Source organism: Cytobacillus spartinae (assembly GCF_042865285.1).
GTDB lineage: Bacteria > Bacillota > Bacilli > Bacillales > Cytobacillaceae > Robertmurraya_A > Robertmurraya_A spartinae.
In genome coordinates, this window is sequence record NZ_JBIACK010000001.1 from 66,840 (window position 1) to 91,717 (window position 24,878).

The following is a 24,878-nucleotide window of genomic DNA, read 5'->3' on the forward strand; positions in this document are numbered from 1 at the left end:
AAAAGATGCCACGAAGTAGCATGTAATCCGTGCTTGAGACATATACGGATAGCAACAATCTATGTGAAAACAGCCTTGTTTTAAGAGGTAATAAAAGAAGGTGAGAAAATGGTTACTGCTAGTATTATTCAGTCTTTATTAAAAGAATCAGCTCCACCAACCGAAGCTCGTGGCTTTCGACCCGGTCAAATTATAAACGGGAAAATCATTAAGTTATTTCCTAATCAAATAGCAGAGGTCCAAGTCGGGAATCAAAAAGTAATTGCCCAACTTGAAGTTCCTCTATCAGCAAATGAAAGGTATTGGTTTCAGGTCCAATCGGGTGAAGGGAAAATTCATTTAAAGGTTTTGCCTTTAAGTGAAGGGAGCTTCCAAAAAGGCGGTACGGCTTCCATTGAAGGACTGATTAAACAGCTTTCTCTTCCTCAGTCAAAGGAAAATATAGAGTTGGTGGCCTTTTTTGCCAAAGAGAGACTTCCGATTTCAAAGGAAATCTTACAATTATCTGCAGAGTGGTTAAAGGGAAATGGTCAGTCAAAAGAAGGTCTCGAAGCCATTAAACAGATGCTTACAAAAGATTTACCTCTTACTAAAGAAACTTTCCTATCTATGAAAGCCAACATAAAAAGTGAGTCTATGAATGTATTATTATCTCAGTTACATACTCTGCTTGATCAAGGTCCATCCTCTGTTACAGGCGATAAGCTTATACAACTAACACATCAGCTTACGATATCGGAGAATCATAAACTTACAGAACAAGTCTTAACCCAACTATTGAAGACCTGGCTAAGCACTCCTGAACAAGGCGATTCTCAAGTTGCGTTTAAACTTCTACAGCGCTTTGGGTTGGTTGTAGAAGGGAATGAAAGTGTCGTATTGAGGAATGGTGCAGAACAGCTCCTTAAGACAGCAGAAGACACCACAAGGGGCTTAAACCATGAGGTGTCGAGGAATCTATCTCTAGTCAAAGAAGTGGTTGAGAGTTCTAGGCTTGGAAACCAAGAAGAATTTATAGGAAAAGTGAAACAGTACCTTGCAAATAATCCTGGGAGCTCCCAATCAAATTCTGTTGTTTCGGGCATTCTTAACCAGACGGAAGGCGTAAATTCTAGCCAGAATGATAGAATACTAAATAGTGTAATGAAAAGTTTCATTCTATCCATCATACAACAAACAGAAACCGAAAATGTAGGAAACACGATTTCTCGTTTGGTCTTACCTTTATTAAGTTCAAACGGGGACGATGTAGGAAAAATAAATCTCTTTAATCAGAACGTTGTTTCAGTTATGAATGAAACTTTCGATCCTGTAGAGTTACTGCCTAATAACCAGATTCAAACTCAATTAAAAGCAGAAGAAAAGATGCTTTTACGGTCATTATTGACTGTTATTAATGAGGGAGCAAAGTGGGAGGATAGCACGTTCGTATCAGAGCAACTACGGAAAATCATAAAAGATTTGGGCCTATCGTATGAAAAAGACCTTTTACATTCTTTTAAACAAACGAATGCACCAGAATTACAAAGAACAGATACGCTTAAATCAGTGCTCATTCAATATTTAAATGAGACCCCTCCTCCTCACATTAGAGATGTGGCGGAACAGCTCCTTCACAAAATAACAGGGGTACAGCTTATGTCTCAGGAAACTGGACCTTTGCAACAATACGTCATGCAAATACCTTTACCGTTGTTTCAAAAAACGACGGATTTAACGATCCAATGGAGTGGAAGAAAAAAGGAAAATGGTGAAATAGATTCTAACTATTGTAGGGTCCTCTTTTATTTAGACTTAGAAAATCTGAACGAGACAATTGTCGATATGCAAGTTCAGAATCGGATTATGAATATAACCATCTTTAACGATACGGAAAGGTTAAAGAAGTTAGCAACTCCTCTTATTCCTATCTTAAAAGAAAACTTGGCTAGGAATGATTACAAATTGTCTTCGATATATTTTCAAAAAAGTTCAGAACAGAAAACCACACTGAAGAAACACGCTGTTCAACCTTTATATGATTCTAGTAACTACAACGGAGTAGATATTCGGGTATGAAGAACGATAAATTGAAAAGAAAAGAAGCTGTGGCCCTGTCATATAATGATAAACTGCATCAATCACCTAAATTAGTAGCAAAAGGAAAAGGGATTATTGCTGAAAATATTCTTGCCTCAGCTAAGGACCATGGTGTGCCTATTCAAGAGGATTCATCATTAGTTGAGTTACTTGGGAAATTAGATATAAATGAGAATATTCCAGAAGATCTTTATCAAGCTGTTGCAGAAGTATTTGCGTTTATTTATCGAGCAGATAAAGAGGCAGGGAGAAATTAATTTACGACTATAAAAGTATTTTTAGGGGAGAAATACCTTTGGGTAGTTTTCCTTTTTATTTTTAGGTAAGAGAGTATAAGTTCTTCAATTTAGATTGGTGTCTAGCTCCAGCGCCTAGCGCCTAGTAAACTTCACCCCATCTGGGAAAAATCATATGATTTTTCCTTCCTTACGATAAGTCAACATCGAATCGCTTTCGCTCTCCTGTTTCCTTTATCTCATGCATAAAAAGTGAGGCGACTGCTCTGACCCGACAAGCATAAGATGGGCTGCGGCGTGGCGTTGTTTGCCACATAGCAGTACAGCTTGTGACTCGAGGGTCAAGGAGCCACAGCTAGATTAGATGGGGCTCCAATTTATACGGTGCTTAGCAAGGGGCTTGCGCTTTTCTTATGTTACAAAAATAATTTGTGCTCAATTCATAAGTTTTCTAACATGAAAACGTAGTTAAATCAGTATATCTTCATCTAAATTAAAGAAAGAATAATAATATTTTTGTCTTTATAGTAGACAAGGTATGTGTTGTTTTATAAAATGGAAGCGCAGTCTATTTTTTAAAGAACTTAAGGGAAAAAAGCGGAAGCGCTTTAACACAAGGAAAATGAATTAGATTTTCCAAGCGCGAGAGCAGAATTAAGGAGGATGGGAAATGAATATCCATGAGTACCAAGGTAAAGAAATCCTCAGAAAATACGGGGTAGCGGTTCCAAACGGTAAGGTAGCATTTTCAGTTGATGAAGCTGTTGAAGCTGCAAAAGAATTAGGAACAGCTGTTTGTGTTGTTAAAGCACAAATTCACGCTGGTGGACGCGGAAAAGCTGGCGGAGTTAAAGTTGCTAAGAACTTAGAAGAAGTACGTACATATGCGAGTGAAATCTTAGGTAAAACACTTGTAACACATCAAACAGGTCCAGAAGGTAAGGAAGTTAAACGCTTACTTATCGAAGAAGGCTGCGATATCAAAAAAGAATACTACATTGGTTTGGTATTAGATCGTGCAACTTCTCGTGTTGTATTAATGGCTTCAGAAGAGGGCGGTACGGAGATTGAAGAAGTAGCAGAACAAACTCCTGAGAAAATTTTCAAAGAAGTAGTAGATCCTGTTGTTGGATTAACTGGCTACCAAGCTCGTCGTATTGCTTTCAATATCAATATTCCAAAAGAATTAGTAAACAAAGCGGTTAAGTTCATGATGGGCTTATACCAAGCATTTGTTGAAAAAGATTGCTCAATTGCTGAAATTAACCCACTTGTTGTAACAGGTGATGGAAATGTAATGGCATTAGATGCAAAATTAAACTTTGATTCTAATGCTCTATATCGTCATAAAGATATTGTAGAATATCGTGATCTTGATGAAGAAGATGCAAAAGAAATTGAAGCTTCTAAATATGACCTAAGCTATATTTCTTTAGATGGAAATATCGGTTGTATGGTTAACGGAGCTGGACTTGCAATGGCTACTATGGACATCGTAAAACATTACGGTGGAGACCCTGCAAACTTCCTTGATGTTGGGGGCGGTGCTACAGCAGAAAAGGTTACTGAAGCATTCAAAATTATCCTTTCTGACAAAAATGTAAAAGGTATTTTTGTAAATATCTTTGGCGGAATTATGAAGTGTGACGTTATAGCTACTGGTGTAGTAGAAGCTGCTAAACAAGTAGGCTTAAACGTTCCTTTAGTAGTTCGTCTAGAAGGTACAAATGTTGAACTTGGTAAGAAAATTCTTGCTGAGTCAGATATCAACATTATTGCTGCAGAATCTATGGCTGACGGTGCACAAAAAATCGTTTCATTAGTATAAGGAAGGGGAATTGTTGTGAGCGTATTTATTAATAAAGATACTAAAGTTATTGTTCAAGGGATTACAGGTTCTACAGCCCTTTTCCATACAAAACAAATGCTAGAATACGGTACGCAAATCGTTGCTGGTGTAACACCAGGTAAAGGCGGTACTGAAGTTGAGGGTGTTCCTGTATTCAACACAGTTGAAGATGCTGTTAAAGCTACAGGTGCGAACGCTTCTGTTATTTACGTACCAGCTCCATTTGCTGCTGATGCAATCTTGGAAGCTGTAGATGCTGAGTTAGACTTAGCTATCTGTATCACTGAGCATATTCCTGTTTTAGATATGGTGAAAGTTAAGCGTTATATGGAAGGCAAAAAGACTCGCCTAGTTGGACCTAACTGCCCAGGAGTTATCACTCCAGGTGAATGTAAAATTGGGATCATGCCAGGTTACATTCATACAAAAGGACACGTGGGAGTAGTTTCTCGTTCTGGTACATTAACATATGAAGCTGTTCATCAGTTATCACAAGAAGGGATCGGCCAATCTACAGCTGTAGGTATTGGTGGAGACCCAGTTAACGGAACAAACTTCATTGATGTATTAAAAGCATTTAACGAAGATCCTGAAACTTATGCTGTAATCATGATTGGTGAAATCGGTGGAACAGCAGAAGAAGAGGCTGCTGAGTGGGTTAAAGCGAACATGACTAAACCAGTAGTAGGCTTTATCGGTGGACGCACGGCACCTCCTGGAAAGCGTATGGGCCATGCTGGTGCGATTATTTCAGGTGGTAAAGGTACTGCTGACGAAAAGATTCGTGTTATGAACGAGTGCGGAATTGAAGTAGCTGATACTCCATCTGTAATGGGTGAAACACTTATTAAAGTTCTTAAAGAAAAAGGACTTTATGACCAATGTAAAACTCACTAATTAACACTTTTTTATATTTAAATAGTCCCTCTTAATAGAGGGACTATTTCTAATATTTTTTTATAGAATTGGAGGAATTTCATTTTATGGATGATTTTAAATTAAGACTTATTCATTTGCACCACTGTAGAGGTGCTAGCTGGCAAGTTATTTTTCAATTGCTCAAGAAGGACCCTCAACTAAACTCACTTTACAATCTCTCACCAGATTTTTACCCCACACAATTATCTTCCGAAACGCTACACAATTTCCTACAAGATTTACACTCTCCTATCATTCTTCAAAAAATCAGACAGTACGCCATTAATAATATAAAAATCATTTCGATTTTTGACCCTCTATATCCTGAATTGCTCAAAGAAATCTATCAGCCTCCCTGGCTTTTGTATACGAAGGGAAAGATTAGTCTTTTAAAAGAAGAGCCAAAGCTTGCAGTTGTAGGCTCAAGAGAAGCAACAGAATACGGAAAGAAGGCGATAGATACTTTATTTCCTTACCTTGTTGAAAAAAATATTTCATTTGTTAGTGGTTTGGCAATAGGAATTGATACTTTGGTACATGAAACTTCAATAAAACTAGGTGGAAATACCATTGGTGTTATTGCAGGAGGACTTTATCACATCTACCCTAAATCGAATCAAAAATTGGCGTTGGAAATGATGAAGCAACACCTTGTTGTATCGGAGTATCCCCCAGATACCAGGCCTACCAGATGGCAGTTTCCTATGAGAAATAGAATTATTAGTGGAATGAGCAGGGGCACATTTATAATAGAAGCAAAAAGTAAAAGTGGCTCATTAATTACGGCAAACTATGCGGTTCATGAGGGAAGAGAAGTATTTGCACTCCCAGGTAATATTTTTAGTCATTATTCCGCTGGGACGAATGAACTCATACAACAAGGGGCAAAGCTTGTAAAAAGTTATCAAGATATTCTTGACGAGTTGTGTTATTAAAATAGTTTATTTAGAAAGGTTTAGACTAAATAAATGGTATTTTGTAAAGATAAAGCTGTATAATGCACAATAAAGACTATTTTTCACTTTTTTCTCTATTTTCTGGAAAGAATTTTCAGGAAAAGGTTGAAATTATTTTAAAACTGTTATACATTTTGCTTCAGGTGTTTGATAATATCTTTTGCTCAATTTATTATAAAATTGCTCGCTCTAAACTGTAATCGGTTACTAAAACATTGACAAGAGCGAGCAAACTGTTTAATAATAATGGATATTTTCTCCGATATTTTCATTTATTTTAAGAATATAACACTTAAATCATTTATTTGAGATTATTAACTAAGGCTCTTTTCGAATTGATTGCTGCTATTTGTATTTTGACTTTAACACGAATACGGTGTTACTTCGTGGCATCTTTTCTTCGTAGATCTAAGAAGCAGCACCATCATCGCTATAAAAATAATTTAAAGTATTTAAATAGCAATAAAGTTAACGAATAGAGCCTTAACTAAAAACCAACCCTCTTGAGGAGGATCATTAATGTCAGATTTTCTTGTAATAGTAGAATCTCCAGCCAAAGCTAAAACGATAGAGCGCTATCTTGGGAAAAAATATAAAGTTAAAGCATCAATGGGGCATGTTAGAGATTTACCAAAGTCTCAAATGGGCGTTGATGTCGACAACGAATACGAGCCAAAATACATAACGATTCGTGGAAAAGGTCCCGTATTAAAAGAATTAAAAACAGCTGCCAAAAAAGCGAAAAAGATTTACCTTGCAGCTGACCCGGATCGCGAAGGGGAAGCGATTGCTTGGCATTTAGCACATAGCCTTGATGTAGATGTAAACTCTGATTGTCGTGTTGTCTTTAATGAGATAACAAAGGATGCTATTAAAGAGTCATTCAAGCACCCTAGACCAATCAATATGGACTTAGTTGAAGCTCAACAAGCCAGAAGGATTCTTGACCGCCTTGTTGGTTATAACATAAGTCCTCTACTGTGGAAAAAAGTAAAAAAAGGTCTAAGTGCGGGAAGAGTACAGTCAGTAGCAGTTCGCCTCATTATTGACCGTGAAAAAGAGATTAAGGACTTTGTACCAGAAGAATACTGGTCTATTGATGGAGAGTTCTTAAAAGGGAAAGATAGTTTTGAAGCATCTTTCTACGGAATAGGGAAAGAAAAAATGGAGCTTAAATCAGAAGCCGAGGTCAAAAATGTATTGGCACAAATGAAGGGGAATAAGTTCTCTGTAGCTTCGGTTACTAAGAAGGAGCGTAAACGTAATCCTGCTGCCCCTTTCACCACATCTTCGTTACAGCAAGAAGCAGCGAGAAAGCTAAATTTCCGAGCAAAGAAAACCATGATGCTCGCACAGCAGCTATATGAAGGGATTGACTTAGGAAAAGAAGGTACAGTCGGTCTAATTACATATATGAGAACCGATTCAACAAGAATTTCCCAAGTGGCTCAAGATGAAGCCTCCCAATACATTGAATCTTCCTACGGAAAGGAATTTCTGCAAGAAGAAAAAAGAAAAGAGAAAAAGAATACAAATGCTCAAGATGCGCATGAAGCCATCCGACCTACTAGCACATTAAAAGATCCAGGAAGTTTAAAGGAATTCTTATCAAGGGATCAACTTCGCTTATATCGATTAATTTGGGAACGTTTTGTGGCAAGTCAAATGGCACCTGCCATCATGGATACGATGAGTGTTGATTTATTAAATGGTGAGGTAGTGTTCCGTGCAACAGGATCCAAGGTTAAATTCCCTGGTTTTATGAAAGTCTATGTCGAAGGAACCGACGATCAACTCGAAGAGAAGAACAATATGCTTCCTGACTTGGTCGAAGGAGACGAAGTGTTGAAAAAAGATATTGAACCAAAGCAACACTTTACACAGCCGCCGCCACGCTATACAGAAGCACGACTAGTAAGAACACTCGAAGAATTAGGAATTGGTAGGCCTTCTACTTTTGCTCCTACTCTCGATACGATTCAAAAGCGTGGATATGTTGCATTAGACAACAAGCGCTTCATTCCAACTGAATTAGGTGAGATCATACACGAGTTAATTTTAGAGTTTTTTCCAGAAATCCTCGATGTAGAATTCACAGCTAAAATGGAGCAGGATCTTGACTACATTGAAGAAGGTAAAACCAAGTGGGTCAGTATTATCGACGGTTTTTATAAAGATTTTGAAAAACGTCTAGAAATAGCCGAGAAAGAAATGGAAGAAATAGAGATTAAAGATGAGCCAGCTGGTGAGGATTGTGAACAATGTTCTCATCCAATGGTTTTCAAGATGGGGCGTTACGGTAAGTTTATGGCGTGTAGCAATTTTCCTGATTGCCGAAACACAAAGCCGATTGTTAAAGAAATTGGTGTGAAATGTCCTAATTGTAAAGAGGGAAATATTATCGAACGGAAAAGTAAAAAGCGTCGTATCTTTTACGGATGTGATCGTTTCCCTGAGTGTGATTTTATTTCATGGGATAAGCCTTTACCACGTAATTGTCCAAAGTGTGACAAGCTACTTGTGGAGAAAAAGCTTAAAAAGGGTGTCCAAGTCCAATGTATTAATTGCGACTATAAAGAAGAGCAACAAAGTTAGGGTGAGCTGCACGCTCACTCTTTTCTATTGACCTTTTAAAAGTAAATGAAAAAGTTTTTAAGGGTTTTTCCAAAAAGGAATAGGTGAAAATAAAACTAGTACCTTTAAGCCAAGGTTGCAAAGATAGCAAAATTAAACTATTAAATCGTATTCAAATACTTAAAGCGATGTTTAATATTCATATGTAAAAATGGAGGTACATAAAATGTTAAATACAACTGTAAATGTAATTGGTGCTGGCTTAGCTGGAAGTGAGGCTGCTTGGCAACTTGCTAAAAGAGGAATAAACGTCCGTTTGTATGAGATGAGACCAGTAAAACAAACACCAGCACATCATACGGATAAATTTGCTGAACTGGTGTGTAGTAATTCACTAAGAGCCAATACATTAACGAATGCTGTTGGAGTACTAAAAGAAGAAATGCGCCTTCTAGATTCGGTCATCATAAGTTCTGCTGATGAGTGTGCAGTACCAGCCGGCGGGGCACTTGCAGTAGACCGCCACGAATTTGCAGCGAGAGTAACTGAAAAAGTAAAGGATCATCCAAATGTTACGGTAGTGAATGAAGAAATGACAGAAATACCAGAAGGAATCACTATTATTGCTACGGGTCCTTTAACCAGTGAAGCACTTTCGGGAAAGCTTAAGGATCTAACGGGTGAAGAATACCTGTACTTTTACGATGCTGCTGCTCCAATCATTGAGAAAGACAGCATTGATATGGAGAAAGTTTATTTAAAGTCTCGCTATGACAAAGGCGAAGCTGCTTATCTGAATTGTCCGATGTCAGAAGAAGAATTTGATCGCTTCTATGATGCTTTGGTTGCAGCTGAAACAGTACCATTAAAAGAATTCGAAAAAGAAATTTTCTTCGAGGGTTGTATGCCAATAGAGGTTATGGCACAAAGAGGACGAAAAACCATGTTGTTTGGTCCCCTGAAGCCTGTCGGTTTAGAGGATCCCCGAACTGGAAAAAGACCATATGCAGTTATTCAGTTACGACAAGATGACGCTGCTGGTACTCTTTACAATATAGTAGGATTTCAAACTCATTTAAAATGGGGGCCGCAAAAAGAAGTGCTTAAACTCATTCCTGGTTTGGAGAATGCAGAGATTGTAAGGTATGGAGTTATGCACCGAAACACGTTTATCAATTCACCGAAGGTTTTAAAAGCGACTTATCAATTTAGAAATAGAGAGGACTTGTTCTTTGCAGGTCAAATGACTGGGGTAGAGGGCTATGTAGAGTCTGCTGCTAGTGGACTAATTGCTGGAATTAATGCTGCTCGCCTTGCATTGGGCCAAGAACCGATAGAGTTCCCGCACGAAACGGCGATGGGGAGTATGGCAAAATATATTACAACAGCTAACTCAAAGAACTTCCAACCTATGAATGCTAATTTTGGCTTATTCCCTGATTTACCTGAAAAAATTAGAGGGAAGAAAGAAAGAAATGAGCAACACGCAAACAGAGCTTTGGAAACAATTCAGAACTTTGTGAAAAATATGTAAATTTTCTTGCAAGGGGTATTAAACTATGATAATATTTAGTAGCCCTTGTGAGGTGTTATGATGACAAATATGAACGTTTCTTTAAAGTTGTTCTTAGAATATTTACAAATTGAAAAAAATTATTCACAATATACTATTGAACATTACCAACATGATATTAGAGAATTTCAATTGTTCATGTCTGAACAAGCTATTCAATCGTTTGCAGATGTCCAATACATGGATGTCCGTATCTATCTTACTAAACTTTTTAATAAAAAGCTTGCTAGAAAGTCTGTAGCTAGAAAAATTTCTAGCATGAGAACTTTTTATAAGTTTTTACTAAGGGAAAAGTTAGTAGATCTAAATCCATTTTCACAAGTAGCTATCCCGAAATCTGAAAAACGTTTACCAGACTTTTTTTATGAAGAAGAATTGGCACATGTGTTTGAAGCTTGTGATATTAGTACACCCCTTGGTCAACGTAACAAAGCTCTACTTGAATTACTCTATGCTACAGGTATAAGGGTAAGTGAATGTTGCCAAATACGTTTACCGGACTTAGATATGTATTTATCAACCGTATTAGTACATGGAAAAGGGCAGAAGGAGCGATATGTTCCTTTTGGAAGCTTTGCTCAAGACGCATTAGAACAATACATACAACAAGGACGTAAAGAATTATTGACCAATAATGGACATGATTTTTTATTTGTGAATTTTCGGGGCGGTCCTCTAACGACAAGAGGAGTTAGAACTATTTTAAACAGCATAATCGATAAGTCTTCTCTTGATGGAAAAATTCATCCCCATATGCTTAGGCATACCTTTGCCACTCACTTGCTGAATAATGGGGCGGACATGAGGACGGTACAAGAATTGCTTGGTCATGCGTATCTATCTTCAACACAAGTATACACACACGTAACCAATGACTATTTACGAAAAATGTATATGACCCATCATCCTAGGGCATAAACTCCAAAAAAGGAGAGGATTAAATGTCTGAATTTCATGCAACCACTATATTCGCAATTCATCATAATGGGCAATATGCGATGTCCGGCGATGGTCAAGTGACTTTTGGAAATGCAGTAGTAATGAAGCATACTGCTAGAAAAGTAAGAAAACTATTTAATGGGAAAGTGATTGCTGGTTTTGCCGGTTCTGTAGCCGATGCTTTTACTTTGTTTGAAATGTTTGAGGGCAAGCTCGAGGAATTTAACGGCAATCTCCAAAGGGCAGCAGTTGAACTTGCGAAACAATGGAGAAGTGATAGAGTTCTACGAAAACTAGAAGCCATGTTAATTGTTATGAATAAGGATGGTTTACTTTTAATATCAGGAACAGGTGAAGTTATTGAACCTGACGATGGTATATTAGCTATCGGATCAGGTGGAAACTATGCTCTTTCCGCTGGAAGATCATTAAAGAAATATGCAGGAGAGCACTTAACAGCTAAAGACATCGCCAAAGCAGCACTAGAAGTGGCAGCAGAAATTTGCGTTTACACAAATGACAACATTATTGTTGAAGAGTTGTAAGGAGGAATGCAAATGGTGACCAAAGGAACGGATTTAACTCCACGTCAAATTGTTGATAGATTGGATCAATATATTGTAGGTCAAAAGGATGCAAAGAAAGCGGTTGCGGTAGCATTAAGAAATCGATATCGTCGTAGTTTATTAAATGAAAAGCTTCGAGATGAAATTAATCCGAAAAACATCCTCATGATGGGACCAACTGGAGTTGGGAAAACGGAAATCGCTCGTAGAATGGCTAAAATAGTAAGTGCTCCTTTTGTTAAGGTAGAGGCAACGAAATTCACCGAGGTAGGATATGTAGGTCGTGACGTTGAGTCCATGGTAAGAGATTTAGTTGAAACCTCTGTCCGCTTAGTAAAAGAAGAAAAGATGCTTAGTGTTAAAGAAAGAGCTGAGCATAATGCAAACAAACGTTTAATCGACCTTTTAGTTCCATCTACTAAAAAAAATACGGGATACAAAAATCCGCTTGAAATGTTTTTTGGAGGTGGGGAAACAAAAGAAGAGCCTGATACTACTGCAGAGGATTTGAACCTTCAAGATCGCCGTAGAGTTGTTAAGGAAAAACTTGAGCGTGGCGAATTAGAAAATGAAATGGTTTCTGTCGAAGTCGATGAACAACAGCCTTCCATGTTTGATATGCTGCAAGGTTCAGGAATGGAACAAATGGGGATGAACATGCAGGATGCCTTAAGTGGTTTGATGCCTAAAAAGCGTAAAAAGCGCAAACTCACTGTTAGTGAAGCTCGAAAGGTTATTACACAAGACGAAGCCCAAAAGTTAATCGATATGGATGAAGTTACGCAGGAAGCTGTTTTCAGAGCGGAACAAACAGGCATTATCTTTATTGATGAAATAGACAAAATCGCTAGTAAAAATAACGGTGGTTCGTCTGCTGATGTTTCCCGTGAAGGTGTCCAAAGAGATATTCTTCCAGTGGTAGAAGGGTCAACAGTAGTAACGAAATACGGTTCAGTTAAAACAGACCATATTCTCTTTATCGCAGCGGGCGCGTTTCATACTGCGAAGCCTTCGGATTTAATTCCAGAGCTACAAGGGCGCTTTCCAATCCGTGTTGAACTAACGAAGCTTACGGTAGACGATTTCTTTAGGATCTTGATTGAACCTGATAACGCTCTCATTAAGCAATATCAAGCATTATTGGAAACAGAAGGTATACAAATTGAATTTTCTGACGATGCTATTCGTAGGATTGCAGAAGTAGCATTTGATGTAAATCAAAACACTGATAATATTGGAGCGAGACGTCTTCATACGATTCTTGAAAAACTTTTAGAAGATTTATCGTTTGAAGCACCTGATATTACAATGGATAAAGTTGCTATTACACCTCAATATGTAGACGAAAAACTTGGGGCCATTTCAAAGGATAAGGATTTAAGTCAGTTTATTCTCTAAATTTTAGAAATTAAGGCTATGTTAAAGTTCGATCTGATGTTTAACAGAGTCATTTCACAGCAATAGATACAGAAAAAAATATACTACTAAATATTTTATGGGATTTAGCAAATATAGGAGGAAGAAACGATGGATTTATTAACAAAAACAAGGAAAATTAATGCTCTACTACAGAAAGCAGCAGGAAAACCTGTAAACTTTAAGGAAATGTCCGAAACATTATCTGAAGTCATCGAAGCAAATATTTTTATCGTAAGTCGCCGCGGGAAGCTTTTAGGATTTGCTGTCAATCAGCAAATTGAAAATGAGCGTATGAAAAAGATGCTTGAGGACAGACAGTTCCCTGAAGAATATACAAATAACTTATTTAATATTAAAGAGACATCTTCGAACTTAGATGTAGAAAGTGAATATACAGCATTCCCTGTTGAGAATAAAGAGCTGTTTAAAAATGGACTGACAACGATTGTTCCAATCATTGGTGGTGGAGAGAGACTAGGTACACTAATCCTAGCTAGAACTCAAGAACAATTCCATGATGATGATTTAATCCTTGGAGAATATGGTGCTACTGTTGTAGGGATGGAAATCCTTCGTGAAAAAGCGGAAGAAATTGAAGAAGAAGCTCGTAGCAAAGCTGTCGTGCAAATGGCGATAAGTTCATTATCATACAGTGAGTTAGAAGCGATTGAACATATTTTTGAAGAACTTAATGGGAATGAAGGTCTATTAGTTGCTTCAAAGATTGCTGACCGCGTCGGAATTACTCGTTCAGTTATCGTAAATGCACTTCGTAAACTTGAGAGTGCTGGAGTAATCGAATCAAGATCACTAGGAATGAAAGGTACTTACATCAAGGTACTAAATGACAAGTTCTTGTTTGAACTTGAAAAACTAAAAACGAATTAATAAATTTGACCCCCTTAGGATGCTAAGGGGGTTGTTTTGTGGAGAATTGAAAGGAAAAAAATCCCTAAAGAACTAAGACTCCATTCTAGTATAGCAAGCTACATGTGAACAGGTTATCGGAAGTTACATCGACAAATTGTTACAGATTTCTTACGAAAAAACGAATTTATTTTAACAATTGTAACGAAGAAACTTACTACCTTTTGTCCATATACTTGCTTTATTCTCAGTAATTCATAAGTCTATTTACCTACTAAAATTTCTTTAAAAATATAATCAGTTTTATGTTGACAAGTATGACTAAACTTAGACTTTAGGACAAAACGATCTAGATTGGTAAATTCTTCATATAATATCAGTTTTGTGGGTCAAAATAGGACTTATATACCAAAGTTTTTATCTTATTTTACATAGACATATTATGACACTTTCATTACAATAAGGATTAAGATTACATAATTCAGCGTTAAATAACAAATTTCTGCAAATTTTAACATTTCCACTATGTTTTTAGTAATTTGAGGTGAGGTACTTGAAACTGTTTTCAAACACAATAACAACTTTAGAAAAAGCATTGGATTATTCTTCGTTGAAGCAAAAAGCAATATCCCAGAACATTTCTAATGTAGACACACCTAATTATAAAGCAAAAGATGTGAATTTTAAGTCTGTTTTTCAATCTACACTAGACCAAACCATTACAGCTAACCGAACGGATGCTAGGCACTATCAATTTCAAGGTGTGCCTTCAACGCAAAAGACTATTATTAATAGAAATGATACATCTTACAACCATAATGGCAACAACGTAGATTTAGATAAAGAAATGGCAGATTTAGCAAAGAATCAGATCTACTATAATGCATTAATTGAGAGAGTTAATGGTAAGTTTAATTCTCTACAAACCGTTATTCGAGGAGGGAAATAACATTGTCTATGTTTCATAGTATTAACACTTCATCTTCAGCTCTTACAGCTCAAAGATTACGCATGGATGTTATCTCATCGAATATGGCTAATGTAGATACAACGCGTGGAAAGCTAGTGAATGGAGAATGGGTACCATATCAACGTAAATCAGTAGTGTTAGAGCCTAGAGAAGGTAGCTTCTCATCTTTTATGAATATGGCCATAAATCGCCAAAGTAATGGTGCTGGGAACGGTGTAAAAGTTACTAGAATCGTTGAGGATGAAACTCCGTTTAAACTAGTGTTTGACCAAGAGCATCCTGATGCTGATGAAAATGGGTATGTTGAGCTTCCAAATGTGGACCCACTTCGAGAAATGGTTGATCTTATAAGTGCAACAAGATCGTATGAAGCTAACGTAACGGTTTTAAATGCTTCAAAAGGAATGATGATGAAAGCTCTAGAAATTGGAAAATAAAAGGAGTTTTATAAGTGAATAATATTTCATTTCCAACAACAAATCAAATATTTCAAACTCAAAATAAAATAAATGCTACTCCTACATCTACACCATTCGAAATACATAAGAATTTTGCGTCCGTATTAAAGAAATCAATTGAGGAAGTAAATCAAGCGCAAATTGAATCGGACCAATACACAACGAAGTTAGCAAAAGGTGAGAATGTAGACTTGCATCAGGTGATGATTGCCAGTCAAAAAGCTAGCATTACGTTTTCAGCTACGATGGAAATCAGAAATAAGGTAATCGAGGCTTATCAAGAAGTTATGAGAATGCAAGTTTAATAGAGATATAAGTGATGAAGGCTTGCGGTTATTAGCTGCCGACAATTAGCCAGAATAACCGGGGGATTATGATGAATGAAACGCTTCAGAAAAATGTAAACAATGTGAAAGAATATTGGGGTACTAGGACGAAAAAACAAAAAATGGTCTTTTTCGGTGGATTTTTGTTTTTTATTGTTCTAGTAATCATAACAACTATACTTGCTACTAGAACTACACTAGTTCCTCTTTACAGTAATTTAACTCCATCCGAAACTGGGACCATCAAGGAAAGTTTAGATGGGAGAGGAATTGTGTCTGAAATTGCAGACGGAGGGACAACTATTAAAGTTCCCGAGGAGTTAGTAGACAGTTTAAAAGTTGAACTTGCTGCAGAGGGGATCCCAAATTCCGGGAGTATAGATTATTCTTTTTTTAGTCAAAATGCTGGGATTGGGATGACCGAAAATGAATTTAATGTTTTGAAGCTGGAAGCTATGCAATCGGAACTTTCTAATCTAATAAAAGGCATAGATGGCGTAAATGACGCAAAGGTGATGATTCACCTTCCTGAAAAAGGGATTTTCGTTACTGATACAGCCGAGGCAGCATCAGCGTCAATTGTATTAAATACAAAGTCAGGGTATCAGTTTGAAGAAGATCAAATAAAAGCACTCTACCATCTAGTCTCAAAAAGTGTACCAAATCTGTCTACAGATAATATCGTCATCACCAACCAATTTTTTGAGTACTTTGATTTAAAAAATAATTCAAATTCTGACGGTTCTACTTTCACCGCTCAACTTGACATTAAAAATCAGTTAGAGCGTGATGTGCAAAGACAAGTTCAAAGTATGTTAGGAACATTAATGGGTCAAGACAAAGTCGTTGTTTCCGTTACAGCTGACATCGATTTTACTCAAGAAAATAGAGAAGAAAACCTTGTTGTACCTGTTGATGAAGAAAACATGGAAGGTATAGCTATTAGCGCACAAAAGATTACAGAAACGTTTACCGGGAATGGGGCTGGTGTAGGTGGAGTCCCACAGGGGGAAGATCCTGCAGATGCAGGTGGGGTCGGTTACCTAGAAGGTGCTAACGCAAATGGTGATTATGAAAGAATAGAAGAGACGATTAACAATGAAGTTAATAAGATTCGAAAAGAGATTGTTGAAAGTCCATACAAGATTAGAGATCTAGGAATTCAAGTTATGGTTGAACCACCTGTTGCAGATGATCCTAACTCTCTTCCGCAAGAGAGAGTAGACGATATTACTAGGATGCTAGGGACTATTGTCCGTACAACCATTGATAAAAACTCATTACAAGAGGAACTAACAGAAGAAAGTATCCAAGATAAAATTGTTGTTTCTGTACAGCCATTCAATGGCAAAGTCACTTTTGATGATAAACCTACTGCTGTAATACCATGGTGGATCTATGTAGTAGGCGGAGTGCTGCTAGCAGTTATAGCGTTATTAATTTTCTTATTCATGCGAGCGCGTAAGAAACGTGTTGAAGAAGAGGAAGATAATCAACGTATACTTGAACAAGCAAGTCCCATTACTGTACCTGATGTGAACGATGAGGTTGAAACAGAAGGTAGTATGAGAAGGAAGCAACTAGAGAAAATGGCGAAAGAGAAACCAGAGGATTTTGCAAAGCTCCTCAGAAGTTGGATTGCCGAAGACTAAGGGAGATGTGAAAAGTGGCAAAGAAAGACCAAAAAGAATTAACTGGAAAACAAAAAGCGGCCATTCTTTTAATTTCACTAGGTCCTGATGTGTCAGCATCTGTGTATAAACATTTAAGCGAGGAAGAAATTGAGAAGCTAACACTAGAAATATCAAGTGTAAAGAAAGTAGATACCCATTCTAAAGAAGAAATATTAGAAGAGTTTCACAATATCGCCTTAGCTCAAGATTACATAACTCAGGGCGGAATTGGGTATGCAAAAACGGTGTTAGAAAAAGCATTAGGGGCAGATCAGGCTGCTATAATTATAAATCGATTAACGTCATCTTTGCAGGTTAGACCATTTGATTTTGCAAGGAAGGCAGATCCCGCTCAAATCCTAAACTTTATTCAAAATGAACATCCACAGACGATTTCACTAGTTCTATCTTATCTAGATGCAACACAAGCTGGTCAAATTCTATCCGAGCTTCCGCAAGAAATGCAGGCAGATATTGCAAGAAGAATCGCAGTTATGGATAGTACTTCTCCTGAAATCATTAATGAGATTGAACAGGTGCTTGAAAGAAAGCTTTCTTCGACAGTAACCCAAGACTACACGCAAACCGGTGGAATTGAAGCGGTTGTCGAAGTGTTAAATGGAGTTGATAGAGCTACAGAGCGAACGATTCTAGATGCACTAGAAATTCAAGACCCTGAGCTTGCAGAAGAAATCAAGAAAAGAATGTTTGTGTTCGAAGATATTGTCACGCTTGATAGCCGTGCAATCCAGAGAATTATTCGTGATTGTGAAAATGAAGACCTTATGCTTTCACTGAAGGTATCAAGTGATGAAGTAAAAGAAATCGTCTTTAAAAACATGTCTAAACGGATGGTGGAAACCTTTAGGGATGAAATGGAGTTTATGGGCCCTGTCCGACTTCGTGATGTTGAAGAAGCTCAATCTCGTATCGTTGCGATTATTCGCCGCCTAGAGGAATCTGGCGAAATCGTCGTAGCACGCGGTGGAGGAGATGATATCATTGTCTAGACTTATAAAGTCTGCTTGGACATCTCCAGGTGAGCAACAAAACAAAGTGATATCGATTAAAAGTTTTAAAAGTGTTGAACCAGAAGTTGTCGCTCCGAGCATACAAGCTGATTTCCAAGAGGATAAAGAGAAGATTCTTCAAGAGGCGAGACTAGAGGCTGAACAACTTATTTCAGAGACAGAAGCCAACATCCAGTTCATGTATCAGCAAATAGAACAAGAAAAAATAGCCTGGGAGGAAGAAAAACTACGAATGGCTGAAGAAGCTAGACAGTCTGGGTATAAGCATGGTTTTTCTGAGGGGCAGCAAAGAGGATATGAGGAATACAAGGTAAACATCAGCGAAGCAAAACAAGTTGTTGAAGATTCTAAGCAGGATTATTTCAACAAAATAGAATCCTCTGAAAGTACAATCCTAGACATAGGACTAAGGGTAGCGGAGAGAATTCTTGGTGAAAAAATTGATGGAAATACAGAACAGTTTTTAACGATTGTTAAACGAGCGCTAAAAGAGGCGAGAGACTACAAAGAAGTTCAATTACACATTCATCCTATCCATTACGGATATTTATTATCTCAAAAGGAAGACCTAGTTCGTATATTTCCTAAGGAGACAGAGCTTTATATTTATCCTGACGAAGAATTATCTCAACAGAGCTGTATCATAGAATCAGCCAATGGACGAATTGATGCTAGTGTAGATCAACAATTGGAAGAAATTAAACGAAAGCTTTTCGAACTGTTGGAGAGTGAATGATTTGAAAGTGACCGATCTCATTGATCAAATTGAGCAACTAGATACCTTTAAACGTTATGGCAGAGTCAAAAGAGTCATCGGATTAATGATTGAATCTCAAGGTCCAGAAAGCTCCATCGGTGATGTTTGTTATATTCATGTTAGTAACAATCTACAAAAGAGAAGGATTCTTGCAGAAGTTGTAGGGTTTAAAGAAGAGAATGTCGTACTAATGCCTTACACAACAATTAGTGATATTTCGCCTGGAAGTTTAGTAGAAGCTACCTTGAAGCCTCTCGAGGTAAAAGTAGGTTCAGCCTTGATTGGAAATATAGTAGATTCGTTAGGGCAGCCATTAGATGGCAGTCTTCTCCCTAAAGGATTGGTTTCCGTACCAACGGATAAAGAGCCTCCTAATCCAATGAGTAGGCCACCAATTACCGATCCAATAGAAGTAGGTGTCAGAATGATAGACAGCCTATTAACAGTTGGAAACGGTCAAAGGGTTGGTATTTTTGCAGGTAGTGGAGTAGGGAAAAGTACTTTACTAGGAATGATTGCAAGAAACACTACAGCAGATTTAAATGTAATTGCCCTTATTGGTGAACGTGGGAGAGAAGTCCGAGAGTTTATTGAAAGAGATTTAGGTCCTGAAGGATTATCGAGGTCAATAGTAGTAGTCGCCACTTCAGATCAACCTGCGTTAATGAGAATAAAGGGTGCTTTTACTGCAACTGCCATTGCTGAGTACTTTAGAGATAAAGGACTTAATGTCATGCTGATGATGGATTCAGTTACACGCGTTGCAATGGCGCAAAGGGAAGTTGGACTAGCAATTGGAGAACCGCCTACAACAAAGGGGTATACTCCGTCCGTTTTTGCTATTTTGCCTAAACTTTTGGAGAGAACGGGTACCAATTTGTATGGTTCCATTACAGCATTTTACACTGTGTTAGTTGATGGTGATGATATGAATGAACCTATATCTGACACAGTACGAGGAATTTTAGATGGTCACCTTGTATTAGATCGTAGCCTTGCCAATAAAGGACAATACCCAGCGTTAAACGTTCTAAAGAGTATTAGCAGGGTAATGAATAACATTGTTCCTGAAGGCCATAGAAAATCTTCAGAGAAATTAAGGGACTTATTGAGTACTTACATTAATTCAGAGGATTTAATTAATATAGGTGCATATAAGAAGGGATCCTCAAGAGAAATAGATGAGGCGATTAGGTTAACCCCCCAGATCATATCATTTTTAAAGCAAGAAACAGACGAAAAGGTTTCGATGCAAGAGAGTATTAATACCCTATACGACTTAATTGGAAAGGTTGAATAGGCTTATGAAATACGATTTTAAGTTTAATAAAATTTTGTTCGTAAAGGAGCGAGAGAAAGAAGAGGCTCTCTCGATATACAACGAATCAGTAAAAAAGTTTGAAGAAGTTGCGGAAAAGCTATATGAACTTCTAAAGAAGAAAGAGGATCTAGAAGAATTTCAATCTAATAGATTAGTGCATGGTCTCTCAGTCCAAGAAGTACGTTACCATCAACATTTTATTGGTAACCTAGAGAATCTGATTAATCATCAGCAAAAGATGGTTATGAATGCTAGAAACAGGATGTTCTTGTATCAAGAAAAGCTATTAGAAAAAAACATAGAAGTGAAGAAACTAGAAAAGATTCGAGAAAAAGATTTAAATCTATTTGTGGAAGACTTAAAGGCTACTGAGAATAAGCAGATGGATGACATCTCGATTCAACACTTTATGAGTCGGGGAAGCTAGGTGATTGGATGGCTAAAGCAGTTGAAGAACAAGAAGAGAAAAAATTTAATAAGTTTCAGTGGTTTTTGTTTGTTGTAGTAATTCCAATTTTATTTGCAGTTACTTTAGCGTTAGTTATACTTTCAGTTGCAGGGATTAACGTTTTCGAAAAGACTAAAGAATATGGACAAAATATTCCTTTCTTATCAGCCTACTTTGAAGAAAATCCATCAAATTCAATTGAAGATTGGGAATCCAATATGATTGAGCTAGAAGGGGAAATTAAGGATCGCGAAGCTAAGATTCTAGAGTTAGAAACCGAACTTGATGGAAAAGAAAAACAAGTGGAGCGTGTTCTGCTAGAAAAAGAACAACTTCAACTGCAAATAGATGAACTGACAGCTATGCAAGAAGAAAATAAGCGTGCCTTTAAAGATATTATTAAAACTTATGAAACGATTTCTGCGAAGAAAGCAGCGCCTATAATAACTCAAATGAGTGACGAAGATGCTGTAAAGATCCTGACTAGTATAAAACCAGACAATCTTGCTGCAATCATTGAAAATATGGAACCAGAGGATGCAGCAAAATATACAGAACTTCTAACTGCTGAAAACAATTAGTTTATGCTTTCTTTGAAAGGGGGTGAGAAATGATGCAAGTAGGAGGGTTAGGTGCAGTAAATACCTTAGTGTCAGGTGATAAAAGTATTTCGTCTACAACTAGTGATAGTGGATTTGCTGGATTATTCGAAGCATTGTTATCAGTTAACAATGATACTCAAATTGGTCCTGTTGAGGAGGAGCAATCCCTATCCAAGAATGAAATTCAGGAACTCATACAGTTTATAAAGACAGATGATCTACTTGACTTAAATGGTGGGTTAGAGTTACTAAATCAAGTTTTGTCCAACAGCGAGCTTGATTTGCTTTCAATGGTAAAGGAATATCTGGGTATAGAAGAAGAGTCCTTTAAGGAAGAGTTATTAGCAATTGTTAGTAAATTAAATAACCTAAATCAAATACCAATTAAAGAATTAGGTAAATCGATAAACAACGATGTTGTCGATATGGTTAAGACGATAAAATTGTTCGACCTTTTGTCTGAACATCTAAATTTAAGTGAAAAGAAAAGTCAATTTAAAGGCTTAACTGAACAGCTTTCGAAGAAACTCGAAATTCTTTTAGAAGATGGAAAGTCAACTTCTACTCTAGCAACTATGTCTGACAAACTAGGGCCGAAGAATGATAGATTACAATTGTTATATGAAAAGTTTGCTCCTGTAGCTGCCGGGTTTAAAAAAATCCCTGGTAATTCTGAAGGTCAAACAGATAAGGTAACTACATCACCAAAACTTGAAGTGATTAATGGAACTGTTCAATTTCACCAAATTTCTAAACCAGAACAATTTAGTTTGATGGTTGATAAGTCTGTCAAAGCCGCAACTACTGAAGATATGATCAGACAGTTTGAGAACATTTTATCTAGAAGTCAATTTTCAAAACTCGGTGGAACACAAAAGTTGTTCATTAAATTAAATCCTGAACATCTAGGATCCTTAAGAATTGAGCTAATTCAAAAGGATTCAATGATGATTGCAAAGATCTTAACAACAACTGCTACTGCAAAAGATACCATTGAATCGCAGCTAAACAGCTTAAAACAAGCATTTAATTCCCAAAACATACAAGTTGAGAGAATTGAAATATCTCAACAGATGAACCAACAGGATAGATCTTTAAATAAAGAGGGTCACCAACAACATAACAATCATTCTAGACAACCGGATAAAGAAGCTAAAGAAGAAAATCAAAATGACGATTCTTTTGAATTATCATTTGAGGATGCACTTTTAAATATGGAAATATAGGTGATGAATATGACAAATACAATTGACTCATCTTTGTATTTATCGAACTACCAAAAGCAACAAAGGAATACAGGCTCAGATGTTTTAGGAAAAGATGATTTTTTGAAAATTCTTATGACACAACTACAGCATCAAGATCCACTGAATCCTATGCAGGATAAGGATTTTATTGCTCAGATGGCAACGTTTACTAGCTTGGAGCAAATTACTAACATGGGTAAATCTATTGATAAATTTGTACAGTCACAGGAGGACAGTAAGCTAATATCTTACAGTCAATTCGTAGGCAAAGAAATAACTTGGCATAAATTACAATATTCTGAAGAAGACCCAGATGCAGAACCAGTAGTTCAAGAGGGAATTAGTAGAGTAATATCTCTCCAATTTAAAGACGGTAATGTCTATTTTAAGTTAGAGGACGGAACAGAACTAGAGCCTGCTAATATTTCACAGATTAATAGCTCACCTACAGAAAATAATCTTATACAAGCAAGTATGTTAATTGGTAAAAGTATTACTTATTTTAATGAGAATAAAGAGGAAAAACAGTCAGTGGTTAAATCGGTTTCTTTTAAAGATGGAAAAACATTGTTTCAGTTAGATGATGAAACGAGTATAACTTCAAGTCAAATAACCAAAATTGGCTAAAAAGGAAGGATTGGGATGGACAAGTCAGTTTTTAGACCGATTCAGTCACAGCCGATTAAAAGCCAACAAAATCGTTTACCAAAAGTAAACCACTCAAAAAATAATACATTTTCCCTTCATTTACAACAAGCTATTGAAACCAATAGTAAGTTAACGATTAGTAAGCATGCTAAAGAGCGACTACATCAAAGAGGGATAACTATTAGTGAGAGTCGTTGGGAGAATATTCAGGAAAAAGTAAATGAAGCAAAGAAAATGGGGGTTAAAGATTCCCTTGTATTGTTAGATAATGCTGCGTTAATTATCAGTGCAAAAAACAATACGGTTATAACGGCAATGGATCGGAACGAAGCAACTTCACAAATTTTTACTAACATAAACGGTACAATTGTACTAGAATAATAAGTGATAGGCTGGACCTTAGTTGGAGGCCTGAGCTGTGGACCGAATGAAGCAGCTCATTCGAAAGGAGAAGATAGTTATATGCTACGCTCAATGTATTCAGGTATTAGTGGTTTAAAAAACTTTCAAACAAAGCTTGATGTAATAGGAAATAATATTGCAAACGTAAATACATTTGGATTTAAGAAGGGCCGTGTTGTTTTTAAAGACATGATGAGCCAGAATTTATCTGGTGCTAGTGGACCCACTGGTACTCGTGGAGGAGTAAATCCTAAGCAAGTCGGGCTGGGTTCGCAGATGTCTACTATTGATACAATCCACACTGGTGGAAACCTACAGACAACCAATAGAGTACTAGATTTAGGGATTGCTGGGGATGGTTTTTTTCAAGTAGGAACATCTAATGCTACTCATTCCAATTTTTCTAATATACAGTATTCTAGAGCAGGGAATTTTTATATGGATAAAGAGGGATACTTAGTAAATAGTGACGGTATGTATATTGTTGGTTTCTCGGCAGATCCTGGTGTCGCACCTACTGCAATAAATAACGCGAGTTTCAATTTTCCAGCGGGTGGAACACCAACTACTACAAATCCAGGGGTGGATTATAGCCCAATCAAGATACCTACAGATGCAAAAGACATGAGTATAGGAAAAGATGGAACAGTAACATATGTAGATGCTGCTGGAGTTTTAAAATGGGCTGGTAAACTAGTGATGGCAAAATTCCCCAATACCGGAGCTCTAGAAAAAACCGGTAGTAATTCTTATAGAGGTAATGATAACACTGGGGCTGCAGTATTAAATTTTGCTGGAGAATCAGGTCTAGGAACAACTGAGTCAGGCTTCCTAGAAATGTCCAACGTTGACCTTTCAGAAGAATTCACCGAAATGATCACTGCTCAACGTGGATTCCAAGCAAATACTAGAATTATTACAACTTCTGACGAAATTCTGCAAGAACTAGTAAACTTAAAACGATAGTTTAAGGGAGGGACAGGACTGAAAGTAATTAGCCTTCAGTCCTGATAAATAAA

At 37.0% G+C, this 24,878-nt stretch carries 24 protein-coding genes; all 24 read left to right on the forward strand.

Annotation, left to right across the window (positions count from 1 at the left end):
* Window positions 1-108 precede the first annotated feature (108 nt).
* Window positions 109-2,058: a hypothetical protein gene (locus ACFYKX_RS00335; RefSeq protein ID WP_389356944.1), complete on the forward strand. Its 1,950-nt coding sequence runs from the start codon at window positions 109-111 to the stop codon at window positions 2,056-2,058.
* Window positions 2,055-2,336, forward strand: a complete 282-nt coding sequence (locus tag ACFYKX_RS00340) for an EscU/YscU/HrcU family type III secretion system export apparatus switch protein (protein WP_389356946.1) — start codon at window positions 2,055-2,057, stop codon at window positions 2,334-2,336. Before ACFYKX_RS00335 ends, ACFYKX_RS00340 begins: the two co-directional genes overlap by 4 nt.
* Window positions 2,337-2,985: 649 nt before the next feature.
* The gene (gene sucC, locus ACFYKX_RS00345; protein ID WP_389356948.1) at window positions 2,986-4,143 is read left to right on the forward strand and encodes an ADP-forming succinate--CoA ligase subunit beta; all 1,158 of its coding nucleotides are present in this window, start codon (window positions 2,986-2,988) and stop codon (window positions 4,141-4,143) included.
* 15 nt (window positions 4,144-4,158) lie between these two features.
* A complete protein-coding gene (gene sucD / locus ACFYKX_RS00350; protein ID WP_322448641.1) occupies window positions 4,159-5,061 on the forward strand; it encodes a succinate--CoA ligase subunit alpha in 903 nt (300 codons plus the stop codon).
* An 86-nt stretch (window positions 5,062-5,147) separates the two neighbouring features.
* On the forward strand, window positions 5,148-6,017 hold the full coding sequence (gene dprA, locus ACFYKX_RS00355; protein WP_389356950.1) for a DNA-processing protein DprA: 870 nt from the start codon (window positions 5,148-5,150) through the stop codon (window positions 6,015-6,017).
* 540 nt (window positions 6,018-6,557) lie between these two features.
* A complete protein-coding gene (gene topA, locus ACFYKX_RS00360; RefSeq protein WP_389356952.1) occupies window positions 6,558-8,633 on the forward strand; it encodes a type I DNA topoisomerase in 2,076 nt (691 codons plus the stop codon).
* Between the two features lie 205 nt (window positions 8,634-8,838).
* Complete coding sequence (gene trmFO, locus ACFYKX_RS00365; RefSeq protein WP_389356954.1) at window positions 8,839-10,146, forward strand: FADH(2)-oxidizing methylenetetrahydrofolate--tRNA-(uracil(54)-C(5))-methyltransferase TrmFO; 1,308 nt, start codon at window positions 8,839-8,841, stop codon at window positions 10,144-10,146.
* Between the two features lie 57 nt (window positions 10,147-10,203).
* A complete protein-coding gene (gene xerC / locus ACFYKX_RS00370) occupies window positions 10,204-11,103 on the forward strand; it encodes a tyrosine recombinase XerC (protein WP_389356956.1) in 900 nt (299 codons plus the stop codon).
* Between the two features lie 23 nt (window positions 11,104-11,126).
* Window positions 11,127-11,669: an ATP-dependent protease subunit HslV gene (gene hslV / locus ACFYKX_RS00375; RefSeq protein WP_389356958.1), complete on the forward strand. Its 543-nt coding sequence runs from the start codon at window positions 11,127-11,129 to the stop codon at window positions 11,667-11,669.
* Between the two features lie 6 nt (window positions 11,670-11,675).
* The gene (gene hslU, locus ACFYKX_RS00380) at window positions 11,676-13,088 is read left to right on the forward strand and encodes an HslU--HslV peptidase ATPase subunit (protein WP_389356960.1); all 1,413 of its coding nucleotides are present in this window, start codon (window positions 11,676-11,678) and stop codon (window positions 13,086-13,088) included.
* Window positions 13,089-13,217: 129 nt separating this feature from the next.
* A complete protein-coding gene (gene codY / locus ACFYKX_RS00385; RefSeq protein WP_389356962.1) occupies window positions 13,218-13,997 on the forward strand; it encodes a GTP-sensing pleiotropic transcriptional regulator CodY in 780 nt (259 codons plus the stop codon).
* Between the two features lie 532 nt (window positions 13,998-14,529).
* On the forward strand, window positions 14,530-14,925 hold the full coding sequence (flgB, locus tag ACFYKX_RS00390) for a flagellar basal body rod protein FlgB (RefSeq protein WP_389356964.1): 396 nt from the start codon (window positions 14,530-14,532) through the stop codon (window positions 14,923-14,925).
* 8 nt (window positions 14,926-14,933) lie between these two features.
* Window positions 14,934-15,383: a flagellar basal body rod protein FlgC gene (gene flgC / locus ACFYKX_RS00395; protein ID WP_389358962.1), complete on the forward strand. Its 450-nt coding sequence runs from the start codon at window positions 14,934-14,936 to the stop codon at window positions 15,381-15,383.
* A 14-nt stretch (window positions 15,384-15,397) separates the two neighbouring features.
* Window positions 15,398-15,709: a flagellar hook-basal body complex protein FliE gene (fliE, locus tag ACFYKX_RS00400; protein ID WP_389356966.1), complete on the forward strand. Its 312-nt coding sequence runs from the start codon at window positions 15,398-15,400 to the stop codon at window positions 15,707-15,709.
* Window positions 15,710-15,780: 71 nt separating this feature from the next.
* Window positions 15,781-17,382 carry a flagellar basal-body MS-ring/collar protein FliF gene (gene fliF / locus ACFYKX_RS00405; RefSeq protein ID WP_389358964.1) on the forward strand — a complete coding sequence of 534 codons (1,602 nt, stop codon included), beginning with the start codon at window positions 15,781-15,783 and terminating at the stop codon, window positions 17,380-17,382.
* A 14-nt stretch (window positions 17,383-17,396) separates the two neighbouring features.
* A complete protein-coding gene (fliG, locus tag ACFYKX_RS00410) occupies window positions 17,397-18,413 on the forward strand; it encodes a flagellar motor switch protein FliG (RefSeq protein ID WP_389356968.1) in 1,017 nt (338 codons plus the stop codon).
* Window positions 18,397-19,170 (forward strand): flagellar assembly protein FliH, encoded by a 774-nt coding sequence (fliH, locus tag ACFYKX_RS00415; RefSeq protein ID WP_389356970.1) that lies wholly within the window; start codon window positions 18,397-18,399, stop codon window positions 19,168-19,170. Before fliG ends, fliH begins: the two co-directional genes overlap by 17 nt.
* A gap of 1 nt (window position 19,171) precedes the next feature.
* Window positions 19,172-20,491: a flagellar protein export ATPase FliI gene (fliI, locus tag ACFYKX_RS00420; protein WP_389356972.1), complete on the forward strand. Its 1,320-nt coding sequence runs from the start codon at window positions 19,172-19,174 to the stop codon at window positions 20,489-20,491.
* Between the two features lie 4 nt (window positions 20,492-20,495).
* The gene (gene fliJ, locus ACFYKX_RS00425) at window positions 20,496-20,939 is read left to right on the forward strand and encodes a flagellar export protein FliJ (protein ID WP_389356974.1); all 444 of its coding nucleotides are present in this window, start codon (window positions 20,496-20,498) and stop codon (window positions 20,937-20,939) included.
* Window positions 20,940-20,947: 8 nt separating this feature from the next.
* Window positions 20,948-21,541, forward strand: a complete 594-nt coding sequence (locus ACFYKX_RS00430) for a MotE family protein (protein WP_389356976.1) — start codon at window positions 20,948-20,950, stop codon at window positions 21,539-21,541.
* 29 nt (window positions 21,542-21,570) lie between these two features.
* Window positions 21,571-22,788, forward strand: coding sequence for a flagellar hook-length control protein FliK (locus ACFYKX_RS00435; protein ID WP_389356978.1), 1,218 nt, complete (start codon window positions 21,571-21,573; stop codon window positions 22,786-22,788).
* A gap of 9 nt (window positions 22,789-22,797) precedes the next feature.
* A complete protein-coding gene (gene flgD / locus ACFYKX_RS00440) occupies window positions 22,798-23,436 on the forward strand; it encodes a flagellar hook assembly protein FlgD (RefSeq protein ID WP_389356980.1) in 639 nt (212 codons plus the stop codon).
* A 15-nt stretch (window positions 23,437-23,451) separates the two neighbouring features.
* Window positions 23,452-23,838, forward strand: coding sequence for a TIGR02530 family flagellar biosynthesis protein (locus tag ACFYKX_RS00445; RefSeq protein WP_389356982.1), 387 nt, complete (start codon window positions 23,452-23,454; stop codon window positions 23,836-23,838).
* A gap of 81 nt (window positions 23,839-23,919) precedes the next feature.
* The gene (gene flgG, locus ACFYKX_RS00450; protein ID WP_389356984.1) at window positions 23,920-24,825 is read left to right on the forward strand and encodes a flagellar basal body rod protein FlgG; all 906 of its coding nucleotides are present in this window, start codon (window positions 23,920-23,922) and stop codon (window positions 24,823-24,825) included.
* Window positions 24,826-24,878 lie beyond the last annotated feature (53 nt).